Here is a 13,040-nt window from a genome sequence, read left to right as displayed (position 1 = left end):
ATCAATTTAAGATATTTCTATGCCTTAGACTGATCGTCTTCGTTTACAATATCTTTTTCACACTCTTGAGCTTTTTGGGGTTCTACGTATTTTCCAACCTTTACTCGAGATGGGCGAATAACCTTATCTGCCATTTTATAGCCCCGTTGTAGTTCAAAAACCACGATGCCATCTTTTTCCGGTTCTTCCACTGGCTCTATACCTACTGCTTCATGAAAACTTGGAGAAAAAGGCTCTCCTTCAGCCAGTATTTCTGAGACTCCCACTTTCTCTAACACCGACAAAAACTGCCGCCGGACCATAGATACTCCTTCTCGAATATTCTGTTCTTCTGTATTGTCAGGTTGTGCCAAAGCTCTGTCGAGATTATCTAGAACTGGTAGCAGCTGCATTACCAAATCTTCTTCCGCGAGGCGGATATACCTTTCACGTTCTCGTTCCACTCTATTTTTATAGTTATAAAAATCTGCACGAGCAGATGCAGCAGCGGTACGAAGGATCTCGTTTTCTTTTTTTACTTCTTCTATAACCTTTTCCAATTCCTTTTTTTCCTGAATCAGCACCTCAAGAACCTCCTGCCCTGCTTCCTCCATTTTTCCCTCAGGTGGAGCTTCCTGTCCCTGCTGACAGTTCGTTTCACGACACATTTCCTGTTCTTCTCGGGCCATGGAATCGAACCTCCTTATATTAATCGACGTTTTCTTCTTCCAGATCTGCCATCATGGCTTCGAGAATGGAAATCGTTTTTTCATAATCCATTCTCATCGGTCCAATTACACCTAAAACTGTTCTTCGACCGCGCTTTCTTGAAGGAACCATCAATATGGAACACTCTTGCATTTCCTCTTCCGGGTTTTCATCTCCAATGGAAATATTAACGCCGCGTTCAAGAGAACAACGATCTACAACCTCTGCCAGAGAAGATTCCTCTTCCAGCAGAGAGAGAACAGCCTGAAGTTTACTTATATCTTGAAAATCAGGGAGGTTGAGGATATGCTGCGCCCCCCCTGTAAATAGCCTATAGTTATACTTCTGCAACATCCCGTCTATTTGTATAATGGCTTCTGAACACGCATCAGAAAATCTTTCAAGGCCCTCTATAACATAAGAATAGAGGACTTCCCGCACTTCTGACCACGGATGTCCAACACATATCATATTGATACGACGAGCCAACTCCTCAAGGGAATCCTGAGATAAATCACATGGCAAAGCCACTATATTATGGTGAACAAGGCCACCTTTAAGTACCATAATTACAAGAACCGTATTTCCGCCAAGACGAACAAAATCCACATGTTGAATTTCCACTTCATGAAGGGAGGATATAGCAGCAACACCCACATAGTTTGTTACCCGCCCCAGAAGTTGGGAGACATAGGATAAAAGAGATTCGATGCCTTGCTTCTGTTCTCGAATGCCATCTTTCCAATACTCAAATCCAACCGGAGGGACTCTTCTTCGATGTAGAATAGAATCGACATAAAGTCGGTAAGCCCTTGATGTGGGAAGGCGTCCTGCCGATGTGTGAGGTTGATAGAAATAGCCCATCAGCTCAAGATCGTACATTTCATTACGTATCGTAGCCGCACTGCAACCTTTTAAATACTTACGGGCAATAGTACGAGATCCTGCCGGTTCCCCAGTCTGAATATATTCATACACAACGGCTAAAACGATCTCTAGTTGCCGTTCGGTAAGCACGAACCTCCCCTCCTTTTTTCAATGTATTAGCACTCTCTCTTGTTGAGTGCTAATCTATCCATTTACAGAAGGTAGATTATCAATCCTTAGAATTATTGTCAAGACTGGTCAATCTTTTTATTTCATTATTTCTCTGATATATAATGATAACATTCATTAATATGATACAAGAGAAAGAAGAGTGAGAATCATGGCTACTGATCGAGAACACACGACTATAATTTTAGCTAGACACGGTGAATGTCAAGGTAATCGAGAAGAGAGATTTCGCGGCCGTGTGGACTATCCTCTCAACGAAAGGGGGCTGGAACAGGCAGAAGATTTAGGCAAAGCCATCGCCCCCATGGTTCCCGACTTTATTTATACAAGCCCTCTGCTACGAGCCAAACAAACGGCTACAGCCATCGCCAGAGCATGTAGCCATAAACATCTTTTTGAATGCGAAGGCCTAAACAATATTAATTTCAGTTTTTGGGAAGGGCGCCTTAAAAAAGAAATCGCTCTAGAGTACCCGAGTGACTGGGAAACATGGCTCACCTATCCAGAAAAGTTGCGCCTTTTCGGAGCAGAAACCTTACAAGAAGTGCAAGGCAGGGCATTACGTGCTCTTAAAGAACTGGTTGAAAAACATTACGGAGACACTATAGTCGTTGTCTCTCATCGTACTGTGCTGAAACCCCTTATAGCCGGCTGTCTCAATATTCCTGAACCCTACTTCTGGAAAACCCATATGGACACCGCATCCTATAGCATCTTGACATATGACTATCAAAGAGGATACGGCCTCTTCTCTCTGAACCAAACTGCTCACTTGAAAAAAGTCTCCACTGAATGGATTTAGTCTCTTTCTTGACCTCCTCACAGAGAGGTCTTATTATCTTTGTGCTCTTATATCATTTCATTAGGTATCTAAGAAAGGGATAATACAAGTGACTATATATTCTGTGCACGTTCATTCCAATAGCGAGCTCATATCTCTCATACATAAAATTGGAGCAGATCCCCGCTCGGCTGCATATTTTTTGCCAAAGCGAGAAATTTTGCCCATTTGGGTTTCCCAAGTAGATTTTCGGGCAGCAGCCTATGTAAAGCAGGAACTCTTGGCTCGTGGCGGTGATGCTATCGTCCATAAAAATGTTATTGACGGGCGAACCGAAAAAAGCGATGTGCTTCTTCTGGGGACAGAGGGCCAATATAAAGCGCTGCTTCTGAAACTGAAAGCCCTCTCTTGCTGGGGCCTTGACCAATTACGTGAAGAACTCAGCAACACATTCAAAGCTATGGCACAACGCTCTTGGAATCTCTCCTTGCCTCGTCATCGAACCCTGTCTCTTGGCGGTGGTGAAACAAAAGTAATGGGGATTCTCAACATCACCCCCGATTCTTTTTATAGCGAAAGTCGACTTTCTACAGCAGATGAAGCTGTAAAACGAGCCCGTCAAATGCTAGAGGCAGGAGCTGATATTCTCGACATAGGAGCGGAATCCACCCGCCCCGGCTCAGATCCCATTTCTGCCACGGAAGAGCAAGATCGTCTTATACCCGCCCTCTCCGCCGTTAGGAAGGAGTTTCAAGACGCTGTTATTTCTGTCGATACATATAGAGGGGAGACAGCCCGAATAGCGTCGGATTGTGGCGCTGATATAATAAATGATGTGTCTGGTTTTACACTTGACCAAGATATGTTCTCAGCAACTGTTCAAACCGATCTTGTCTATGTGCTCTCCCATATACAAGGAATACCTAAAACCATGCAAAACAACCCTGTATACTGCGATGTAATTGGAGAGTCTATCGACTATTTTCACCAGCGCCTTCATATGCTAGCAGAAGCAGGAGTCGCTCCTGACAGAATTATTATTGATCCAGGGATCGGTTTTGGAAAAAGGCTCGAAGATAATATGCGGGTATTAAAGTTTATCCAATCATATAGGAGTCTTGGGCGTCCTATTTTGGTCGGTCATTCCAGAAAAGGCTTTATACGAACTCTACTTGAAACAGAAGACACGACGTCCCGTCTCTATGGAACTTTAGCCGTTTCTGCTTATTGCGCCAAAGAAGCAGTGGAACTTGTACGAGTTCACGACGTAAAAGCAACTCACGATGTGATTACCATCATTAAGGCTATAAGGGAGGCAGGGATGTGATGCGTGTTGCACTGGCTCTTGGTAGTAATGTGGGGGACCGCATGAATAATCTGCGGAAAGCCGTGCAAATTTTAGATAGTAAAGGTGTCCACGTCGTTGCGAAAAGTGACATTTTTGAAACAGCTCCTTTAGGGGAGGTTGAACAAACTCGTTTCCTTAATGCCTGCATTCTCGTAGAAACTTCTATGGACGCTTTTGCTCTTCTCAACCTCGTTAAACAGATAGAAAAAGACATGGGAAGGATTGAAAGGTGGCGATGGGGGCCTCGGGAAATCGACATCGATTTGTTGTTGCTGGAAAATGGTGAGTGCATTGATGATAAAAGACTTCGTATTCCTCATCCTGAAATGCACCGCAGATCTTTCGTTTTAGTTCCACTGAACCAAATAGCTGCAAATTGGGTTCACCCACAGCTTAGGGTAACTATAAGCTCTTTAGTAGAAACTCTAAAAGATAAGGATAAAACGTTAATAAAAATATCCAGCTTGTAAAATCATAGGAGGTGATGGACCTTATGACGCTGAAGAAGATCCGCAGTTTCATAATAGTTTTCGTCGCAATTGCAGCAATACTTCCTGCCCCCTTGCAGGGAGCCATAGGCTCTCTTCAGGTTTATGCCGTGCCAGGACATCCACTTACCTTGACTACTCAGAGCAATGATGGAGTTATAAAAGAAGCTTGGCTGCGTTCTCCAGCCGGTCTTCACCCGCTAAAAGTATTAGAGGGGAAGCGTATTACAGAAAATACGTGGCATTTACCATTTGCCGATAAAGATTTAAGGCCAGATCTCATATGGCGACTTTCTTTTAATGATCCAGAAACCACAAAAAAGTATTATCTCTGGGTTACAGCGCTCACAGAAACTCCTCGTGCCTGGCTAGCCGTAACGCCGGCTGGACCATCTCAATGGGATACTCTGCCTCTAAATATATCACCCCCCCCTGATGTTTTCCTGTATGTGTCTCCAAATCTCCCTGCCTATATAGATATAAGCAGCACCAAAAGAGAACCAGAGTCCCTTCTTTCCTTTATTTATACGGTGGGACTCACTATGGATGGTCCTAACTTTGTCCTTATACCTGAGGTATATCGCCAGTTACAACCTGTTGCGGAATTAGTTCAAAAGGCAGAAGAAGACGAGACTATAAAGAACGCCTATGGAAAACTTCAGGAAGATTTCGATAAAATGGGGAAGGGACAAGCTCCCTCTCGAGAAGCCATTATCAATTTCTGTTGGAAGAAAATTTTAAATATCAACTGGCAAGACTAATCCCCAAAATAACTTACGGGGGATTAGCCTTTTTAATTAGTGGCGTTTATACCTTTCGCCCGACTGTCTTCCATGCAAACAGTACGCCCTGCCGCATCTTTGAGACAACGTTGTATTTCTATCTCCAAGTTGGGGATTTCTGATTTTGTATAGTCTCTTAGGATAAAAATAACTTCTCGAAGTTCTGGAATCTGGTCGAGCTCATATTCTTTAGCGAAAATAACTTCCAATTTTTCATTTAAAAGAATATTTGCTCGGGATGCAAAACCATCTTTTTCGCGAAAAACCCCATACTGACGAGCAATAGAACCATGAGGCCAAAAGTCGGAAAGAAGCTGGAGCTTTTTAATTCCAATAGCTTCGCCCCATGCTCTCTTCGTTGCGGCAGAATCTACGCTAATAGCAAGAGGAATTGTATTAAGTCGCTCAAAAAGATCTAGATGAGCGTCAATGGTGTTAACCTGTGCCTGACAAATATGAGTCCACGCCAGCGGATGGAAAGAAAGCAATACATTATGCCCCTTTAACGTGGAGAGTGTAACGGAATTTCCCTTTTGATCCTTCAAACAGAAATCAGGCCCTTCATACCCTAATTGAATAAGCCCTCCCATCACATCCCCCCCCCATAACAAGATAACCTATTATGTCATAGATACAATACAAGTTTCAATATCTTGAATTTTTCGTTTTCTTTTATAAAGGGGGGTTTTATCGTAGCGATAGGCTCCTAGTGTTTCCTCGAAAGTAGGTCGACTCTCTGTTTTATAGAGCACTCCCAAAGGGAATCTTTCTGTTTTCAAAGCTAGGGCAATAGCAGCTGTTCGATCTTCTGGATTATAGTTTTCATCGAGATAATACGTATTTTCTTTATACCATTTATACGTGTTAACACGATTGAAAGACACACACGGCTGAAAAATATCTACAAGGGCATACCCTTTATGAAGGATTGCCTGTTTTATGAGATTCGCAGTTTTTTCAACATCCCCGGAAAAAGCTCTAGCTACAAAAGTAGCTCCAAAAACAATAGCAGCCGCCAGTGGCGGGAAAGGCTCAGACATCACCCCGTCAACGTGAACTGAAGTTCTAAACCCCCTAAAGCTCGTAGGTGACGCTTGCCCTTTGGTAAGACCATACACCATATTGTTATAGACCAAATTAGTAATATCTGGATTACGCCTGATCGTATGGATAAAATGGTTTCCACCTTCTCCATACATATCTCCATCTCCCCCTATCGCTACTACATTGAGAGAAGGATTTGCGGCTTTTATGCCTGTGGCATTGGAAAGAGCTCGACCATGAAGTCCATTAAAAAAATGACACTTCATAAAATGAGGAGTTTTAGCTGCCTGCCCTATACCAGACACCACGACTACATCTAGAGGGGTCCATCCTAGTTCCTCCAAAGCTCTCTTCAATGCTTCAAGAATTTGAAAATCGCCACAACCGGGACACCAAGCCAAATCAGCGTTTGCTAGATCAAATATTCCAGAATTCATCAATATACCCCCTCATTAAGGCAAGCAACTAATTCTCTCACTATCTGCTCTACTGAAAATTGAAGGCCATTGTAATTAGTAATAATAGAGTCCACTTTCCTGCCTGTTTCTTGCCTGAGTAAATGAGCAAACTGTCCGGTTTTATTCCCTTCCACTACTATAATATTCTGTGCCTGTTCTAAGCGCTCACTCAAAGAGGCGGGCAAGGGATACAGTTGTTGGAAATGCATTAATGCTACTTGGGAATGCCCTATAAATTCCAACGCTTCCTCAAGTATGTGGAATGTAGAACCCCAGCCAATAATAAGGATCCTATAGTCTTGCGCCCCGACAAATAAAGGTTCTTCAGCTTCACATCTCATTAACGCAAGTTTTCTGAAACGTTTATCAACCATACATTTACGAAGGTCAAAGTCTTCATACACATGACCTTCTTCGTCATGTTCATGACTGTCGGCCCCTATAAGCCCTTTCCCATTGCCAGGAACACTGCGAGGAGAGATTCCGTTGGAAGAAAATTTATATCGACAATAATCTTTTTCTGATTTAACAATCATGGAAGGGAAAGAGAGAGACTCTAGATCAGGAATAGCCATGTCATAATAAGAGTTAAGGAAGTATTGATCTGTCAAGATAATAACTGGAATGTGGTATTTTTCCGCAATATAAAAAGATTTTGCTCCAATGCGAACGGCTTCTTCCAGCGTAGCCGGAGCGAAAACAGCGCGAGGAAATTCCCCATGACCTCCATATAGAGCCACATGTAAATCTCCCTGCTCTGTACGTGTGGCCATTCCAGTAGCTGGACCAGGTCGCTGCCCCACGTGGATTACTACAGGAACTTCCATAATACCAGCAAGACTTACCCCTTCTGTCATGAGATCAAAACCACCACCAGAGGTTGTAACCATCGCACGCGCTCCAGCGTAACCAGCTCCAAGTGCCATATTAATGGCAGCAAGCTCATCTTCTGTCTGCTCTACCACTACTCCTAGCTGAGAAGCGCATTGGGCCATAAAAGATAAAACTCCTGTAGCAGGGGACATGGGGTACGCTGCAATAAACGTACATCCTCCAGCCAAAGCTCCTAAAGATAGAGCTTCTGTTCCACTCAAAACACTGCGGTGAAGGGTCCGACCTTTACTATCCCCAGATATAAAGGGCAATGTACCTTCTGTAAGAGTCTGTCCAATCTTAAATCCTCTATCTAGGGCCTCTTTATTTTTATCGACTATTATTTGCCCCTTAGGGGCAAATTTTTCGTTGCAAAAGGAATATCCTATCTCCAGTCCTCCGCCTATCATACCCAGAAGCATCCCTGCTGCAACAAAGTTAGCAAAAACAACTCCGCCTATCTCACTCGCTATATTTAAAAACTCTACGTTAAAGTAACGTCCTCCCAACTCTTCTCCTTCGGTGCGAAGGACATTTCTGTCACCGATAATAAGAGTTTGAGAAGAGATCCTCCTTCTTACATTCTCTCGAATTCCCTCGCTTAAAGGCACGAGGACATCGATACGATCAACAAAAGCTCGAACCGGCCAGGGGGAAAAACGTATCTCAGTGGAATTGTTTCCGCCACGGACTCTAGACATATATTCACGGCTTGCAAAAACGCTATAGCCAACATGACGAATAGCCTTCACAAGCAATTCTTCTACTGTTTGAACACCTTGTCCAGCTGCTCCACAAAGAACCAAGGAGACATCCTTTCCAGATACACGCAACAGGGAAGACATGCAATTCCTCCTTTCACTCTTTGCTTTTTTATTTTATTATACAAAGCGTTTTTTTAAAACAAATAGGACATAAAAATAAAAAATATATTATAATAGTAAATGCCATCATGATATATCTAGACGGAGGTGTATATGCGTGGCTACGTTTCAGTGTATTGAGTGTAAAAAGGAGTTTGAACTGGAGGTAAAAGATATTATTCTACGATGTCCTTTTTGCGGAAGTCGTTACCTCTCTAAAATTGAAGGCGAGCTTAAAAGAGGGAAATCGTGGAATAGCAAATCCTTCAGTGTCGGAGGACCTCAATCTTAAAAAGAAAGGCCGGAGAAAAAATGCTCCGGCCTTCTTGCTAAAGAGTCAACATCTACAAACATAAACTATTTATATTCCTCTTCAGTTTTTACTTTCAAGGCGTGGAAAGACTCCTTCACCATCAACAGTGCAAAGAGAAGAAGGACAATAGAGATACCAACCAACAGATAGTTAGGAACTCCCGTAAGTTTTTCTTTGATCATAAAGAGTAGGGCTGCTACTGTAGTAGCCAACATAAACCACATGGGGGCCATAAGGAATTTGTTGTTCTTCTTAAGTCCCTTCGTAACCCAAACCCCCACTGCCAAAAGGGCCAACGCCGCAACAAGCTGGTTTGCAGCACCAAACATAGGCCAAATCGCAGCCCATGCCGGAACGGGTTTGCCGTCAGGTCCAACTGTTTTTACAAGAAGCAAAGCCATAGCTGCCGCTATAGTTATAATGGTAGCAGTATACTTGTCTACCTTCATGTTCGTAATTTCCTGAATTTGGTAGCGGGTCAGACGGGTAGCTGTATCTAAGGATGTGAGAAGGAAGGTATTAATTGCCAAACCGCCAAGGGAAGCCCCAAGTTTTGGATCGATCCCGAGAAGCCCGGCAAATTGCCCAAATCCCTGAGCATATGTTACAACTGGCCCCCCAGGAAGGATTTTTCCGCTAATCATAATGGTGCCAATGGCAATAACCGCAACCACACCCTCCAGAAGCATGGAGCCATACCCAACAAGGGTACTATCTGTCTCTCGTCGAAGCTGCTTTGATGTCGTTCCGCTTCCTACAAGTGAGTGGAATCCAGAAATGGCACCACATGCCACAATAACAAAAAGCATAGGCCATAAAAACTGGTCTCCTGCAACAAACCCCTTAAAAGCCGGAAGCTGTACTTCGAACTTACCGCCGAGTATCATGCCAATAGCACCAACAATAACTGCAAAATAAAGAAAGTAGGACGCTAGATAGTCTCTCGGTTGCAGCAACAACCATACCGGCAAGACAGAAGCAAAGAGAATATAAATTGCCAAGAGCCATCGCCACGTAGGCATAGAGTATGAAAAATATTGGATGACCCAGTCTGCATAGTTCCCATACCAGCAAGCACCAATGACGATAGGAACCATAATAACTGTCATGAGCCAAAGAGGCGTGTTATATTTATAAACCAGCACTCCAAAGATAACGGCAAGAAATATATAAAGAGTACTTGAAAATGCCACTGCCGTGTCAGCTTCAAAAGTATTCGCTGATAATTGAAGGAAAACCGCTACGACTAAAATTAAAGTCAGGATGGTAAACATGAGAAAAAAAAGCTTTCCACGCCTTCCTACCCAGTGGTCTACCACCTCTCCAACAGACTTGCCATCGTGTCGCATAGATGCCACAAGAGCTCCCATATCATGTGGACCACCCAAAAAAGAAGAGCCGAGAAGACACCAAAGATACGCAGGCAACCAACCAAACATACTCGCCGCAGCAATAGGGCCTACAATGGGACCGGCTCCAGCGATGGAAGCAAAATGGTGCCCTAAGAGTACTGCTGGATGGGCAGGACAATAGTCTATTCCGTCATACATAGTTTCAGCGGGGGTCGGGTTACTATCATCAAGGGCATAAATACGAGCCATATAGCGGCCATGAACGCGATAGACTATTGCAAAAAAGACTATTGCAACAAGGAACAACATTGCCAACATTTCTTTCACCTCCTATTAAAATATGACTCTCCTATAGATCCAATAGATATATAAAAGCTGGGAAAACTATTTTATTTTTTAATATCATCACCCCCTTGGCACAAAGAACCCTCTAACTCTTGAGCTTTATTCACCAGAGGAGCGAGGTCTTTGATTTTAGAATTCCAAGGAGCAAGCGGAGTATAAGAATAAAGCTCCAAATACCCCTTAAAACCCCAAAAAAAAGTTTTGATTTTTTTATCAAAGGAGGGGAAAGGTTCTAAGAAGACAAAACGTTGTGTCATAACATCGGGGAGAGGTTCCCAATTTGCGAAGATATATTCAGCATCGGTGCAACCATTATGAATCCAAATAATAAAGTCATAAGCATAATAACGGCCTATTTCGCCAAGAATGCTATCCTTAACGAAAGCAACCCGGCGTGATACTCCTTGCATATGGTCGAAGGACCAGCTTTCAAAACCCCAATAGGTCCATAAATCTGAAGCTTTGCCTATAATAGACAGGTCAACCATACAATATCACCCCTGTGTAAAATATTATACAACACACATTACACATTAGAAAAGGAATTTCACAGGGTTGAAATAATTCTTTGGGAAAGCTATAATACCCCTTGTTATGGGTGACTAGCTCAGTGGAAGAGCGCTTCCTTCACACGGAAGAGGTCACAGGTTCGAACCCTGTGTCGCCCACCAAGTGATGGTTACTGGCTTTCAGGGCTCTTCCCTGAAAGCCTTTTTGTTATTGGGAAGGAGTCATAAAACGCTCTTTTTTCATAGCCTAAAGGCTGGCATTTGTCCTCTTGAATGTAAAAAAAGAGGGCATTTTTATGAATAACGTCACCAAGGTACCCTCCATAATTCATATTAAAATTATAACTCTAATCTTTTCTCATAAGAAAACTATAACTTTTTAAGACGAGGTGAGAAATGGCAGGCGTTTTTCCATATAGAAAGCTGTGCCCGTATCTTCGTAATAATTTTTTATTGTTCCTATAAGGGAAAAACCTAAATTTTCATAGAGTCTACGTGCTGGTCCATTATCTTCTCGAACATGAAGTCTTAAACAATTATATCCTTCATGAACACAAAACTCGCCAGATGAAAGAATAAGCTGAGAAGCTATTCCCTTTCGCCGGAAAGAGGTAGCCACATAGAGGTTGGTAAGTACAAAAAAATTCTTTTCCCGCGAGAGGACAAGAAACGCAACCATAAGACTTTTCCAGCGAGCCGCCATATATACAGACAGCCCGCTGGAAAGATCTTCATATATTATATTTTGAGGCCAAAAAGGTCCGCCTTTTTTTCTTTCAAGCTCATATATTTCATCACAATCATTAACGGAGCAAAAATGTATATCCACGAGAAGTGTGGACAGCGCTTACAACCCCCTAATTATTGTCTGATCTCTGTCAGGACCTACTCCTATAAGCTGCACTGGAACCTGAGCCTCTTTCTCTATATACTCTACGTATTTCTGGGCAGCCACAGGAAGTTCATCAAAAGACCTGCACTTAGAAATATCTTCTTTCCAGCCATCCATGAGAGTGTACACTGGTTCAGCCTTCTCGAGTAACGCGGTATTGGTCATGAAATGTTCGTATTTTTTACCTTCTATCTCATACTCTGTGCAGACTTTAATTTTGTCGAATCCTGTAAGAACATCAAGCTTCGTTAAAGCTATAGCTCCCATGCCATTGACTCTTGCTGCATATCTCAGTGCTACCATATCGAGCCAACCACATCGTCTCGGGCGTCCGGTAGTAGCACCAAACTCTCCTCCTCGCTCTCTCAGCCGAGTCCCATCATCACCTAAATCTTCCGTAGTAAAGGGGCCTTCTCCAACTCGAGTACAATAAGCTTTTACTACCCCAATAACTCGGTCCACATCTGACGGACCAACACCAAGGCCTACACATCCGCCAGCAGCAATGGGAGAGGAGCTCGTTACAAAAGGATACGTCCCATGATCCACATCCAGAAGGGTTCCCTGAGCCCCTTCCAGCAAAACACCCTTCCCCGATGTAATAGCTTCATGCAGAGCTAAAGAGACATCTGCTACATAAGGAGCTAAACTCTGCCCCCACGCTAAAGCTTTGCTATAGACTTCATCAAAAGCTACTGGTTCAGTTCCATAAACTTTCGTTAGCAAGAGGTTTTTAGCATCAAGGTTGAAAGAGAGCTTGTCTCGAAGAACATCAGCGTTTAGAAGATCTTCTATACGAATACCACATCTATTAAATTTATCTACATAACAAGGGCCGATACCCCTACCTGTGGTACCAATTTTTTTACCTTTTCCACGGAACTGTTCCTCAGCTTTATCGAGAATTTTATGATAAGGCATAACAACATGAGCAGACCCGCTAATAATAAGTCGAGCCCTGTCTTTTCCTTGCTCCTGGAGAGTGGAAAGCTCCTGTAGAAGCTGTTCTGGATCAACAACCACGCCGTTTCCTATGGCACAAAGCTTACAGGGATAAAGCATTCCGGAAGGCAAGAGATGGAAGACATATTTCTCTCCCTCAACTATAACTGTATGCCCAGCGTTGGCACCACCTTGATATCGGGCAAAAACTTCAACCCGATTCCCAAGGGCATCTACCACTCTTCCTTTCCCTTCGTCCCCCCATTGGGCTCCTATAATAATCTCTACTCGTCCTTTCACTTTCAAG

Annotated in this window: 14 protein-coding genes and 1 tRNA gene; 6 read left to right on the top strand and 9 right to left on the bottom strand. The window is 43.1% G+C overall.

The genetic code is table 11. The annotated features are described in order from the left end of the window. Positions 1-17: 17 nt before the first annotated feature. Together K360_RS10450 and hrcA are read right to left on the bottom strand one after the other, a co-directional pair. The gene (locus K360_RS10450; protein ID WP_024821819.1) at positions 18-668 is read right to left on the bottom strand and encodes a nucleotide exchange factor GrpE; all 651 of its coding nucleotides are present in this window, start codon (positions 666-668) and stop codon (positions 18-20) included. A gap of 19 nt (positions 669-687) precedes the next feature. After that, positions 688-1,704, bottom strand: a complete 1,017-nt coding sequence (gene hrcA, locus K360_RS0103570; protein WP_024821818.1) for a heat-inducible transcriptional repressor HrcA — start codon at positions 1,702-1,704, stop codon at positions 688-690. Positions 1,705-1,894: 190 nt separating this feature from the next. Between hrcA and K360_RS0103565 the strand changes: the two genes are divergently transcribed. From K360_RS0103565 to K360_RS0103550, 4 genes are all read left to right on the top strand, one after another. After that, positions 1,895-2,545, top strand: a complete 651-nt coding sequence (locus K360_RS0103565) for a histidine phosphatase family protein (RefSeq protein ID WP_024821817.1) — start codon at positions 1,895-1,897, stop codon at positions 2,543-2,545. A gap of 88 nt (positions 2,546-2,633) precedes the next feature. Then, a complete protein-coding gene (gene folP, locus K360_RS0103560) occupies positions 2,634-3,851 on the top strand; it encodes a dihydropteroate synthase (RefSeq protein WP_024821816.1) in 1,218 nt (405 codons plus the stop codon). Beyond that, the gene (folK, locus tag K360_RS0103555; protein WP_034326244.1) at positions 3,851-4,342 is read left to right on the top strand and encodes a 2-amino-4-hydroxy-6-hydroxymethyldihydropteridine diphosphokinase; all 492 of its coding nucleotides are present in this window, start codon (positions 3,851-3,853) and stop codon (positions 4,340-4,342) included. The genes folP and folK overlap by 1 nt, the downstream gene beginning before the upstream one ends. A gap of 23 nt (positions 4,343-4,365) precedes the next feature. Then, entirely contained in the window at positions 4,366-5,121 is a 756-nt protein-coding gene (locus K360_RS0103550) for a hypothetical protein (RefSeq protein ID WP_024821814.1), read from the top strand. 32 nt (positions 5,122-5,153) lie between these two features. On the opposite strand, the gene K360_RS10445 is transcribed toward K360_RS0103550, so the two are convergent. From K360_RS10445 to K360_RS0103535, 3 genes are read right to left on the bottom strand one after another with little or no spacing between them, the layout of a single operon-like run. Beyond that, on the bottom strand, positions 5,154-5,732 hold the full coding sequence (locus tag K360_RS10445) for a redoxin domain-containing protein (protein WP_051461097.1): 579 nt from the start codon (positions 5,730-5,732) through the stop codon (positions 5,154-5,156). Positions 5,733-5,762: 30 nt separating this feature from the next. Beyond that, the gene (locus tag K360_RS0103540) at positions 5,763-6,623 is read right to left on the bottom strand and encodes a thiamine pyrophosphate-dependent enzyme (protein WP_024821812.1); all 861 of its coding nucleotides are present in this window, start codon (positions 6,621-6,623) and stop codon (positions 5,763-5,765) included. Continuing rightward, entirely contained in the window at positions 6,623-8,362 is a 1,740-nt protein-coding gene (locus K360_RS0103535) for a 2-oxoacid:acceptor oxidoreductase subunit alpha (RefSeq protein WP_024821811.1), read from the bottom strand. Before K360_RS0103535 ends, K360_RS0103540 begins: the two co-directional genes overlap by 1 nt. 136 nt (positions 8,363-8,498) lie before the next feature. Here K360_RS0103535 and K360_RS0103530 point away from each other — a divergent pair, with 136 nt between their 5' ends. Next, complete coding sequence (locus tag K360_RS0103530; protein ID WP_024821810.1) at positions 8,499-8,672, top strand: TFIIB-type zinc ribbon-containing protein; 174 nt, start codon at positions 8,499-8,501, stop codon at positions 8,670-8,672. Positions 8,673-8,737: 65 nt separating this feature from the next. Here K360_RS0103530 and K360_RS0103525 read toward each other — a convergent pair whose 3' ends face one another. Both K360_RS0103525 and K360_RS0103520 read right to left on the bottom strand, forming a co-directional pair. Next, a complete protein-coding gene (locus tag K360_RS0103525; RefSeq protein ID WP_024821809.1) occupies positions 8,738-10,363 on the bottom strand; it encodes a carbon starvation CstA family protein in 1,626 nt (541 codons plus the stop codon). A gap of 71 nt (positions 10,364-10,434) precedes the next feature. Continuing rightward, positions 10,435-10,878 carry a hypothetical protein gene (locus tag K360_RS0103520; RefSeq protein WP_024821808.1) on the bottom strand — a complete coding sequence of 148 codons (444 nt, stop codon included), beginning with the start codon at positions 10,876-10,878 and terminating at the stop codon, positions 10,435-10,437. 108 nt (positions 10,879-10,986) lie between these two features. Here K360_RS0103520 and K360_RS0103515 point away from each other — a divergent pair. Next, positions 10,987-11,061: transfer RNA gene (locus tag K360_RS0103515), tRNA-Val, on the top strand. 217 nt (positions 11,062-11,278) lie between these two features. Here K360_RS0103515 and K360_RS0103505 read toward each other — a convergent pair. Next, positions 11,279-11,728 carry a GNAT family N-acetyltransferase gene (locus tag K360_RS0103505; protein WP_024821807.1) on the bottom strand — a complete coding sequence of 150 codons (450 nt, stop codon included), beginning with the start codon at positions 11,726-11,728 and terminating at the stop codon, positions 11,279-11,281. Positions 11,729-11,746: 18 nt separating this feature from the next. Then, complete coding sequence (locus tag K360_RS0103500; RefSeq protein WP_024821806.1) at positions 11,747-13,033, bottom strand: adenylosuccinate synthase; 1,287 nt, start codon at positions 13,031-13,033, stop codon at positions 11,747-11,749. Positions 13,034-13,040 lie beyond the last annotated feature (7 nt).

It is taken from the genome of Aminobacterium mobile DSM 12262 (genome assembly GCF_000526395.1).
GTDB lineage: Bacteria > Synergistota > Synergistia > Synergistales > Aminobacteriaceae > Aminobacterium > Aminobacterium mobile.
Note: the sequence above shows the minus strand (reverse complement) of the source record. Positions and strands in the feature narration are given on the sequence as shown.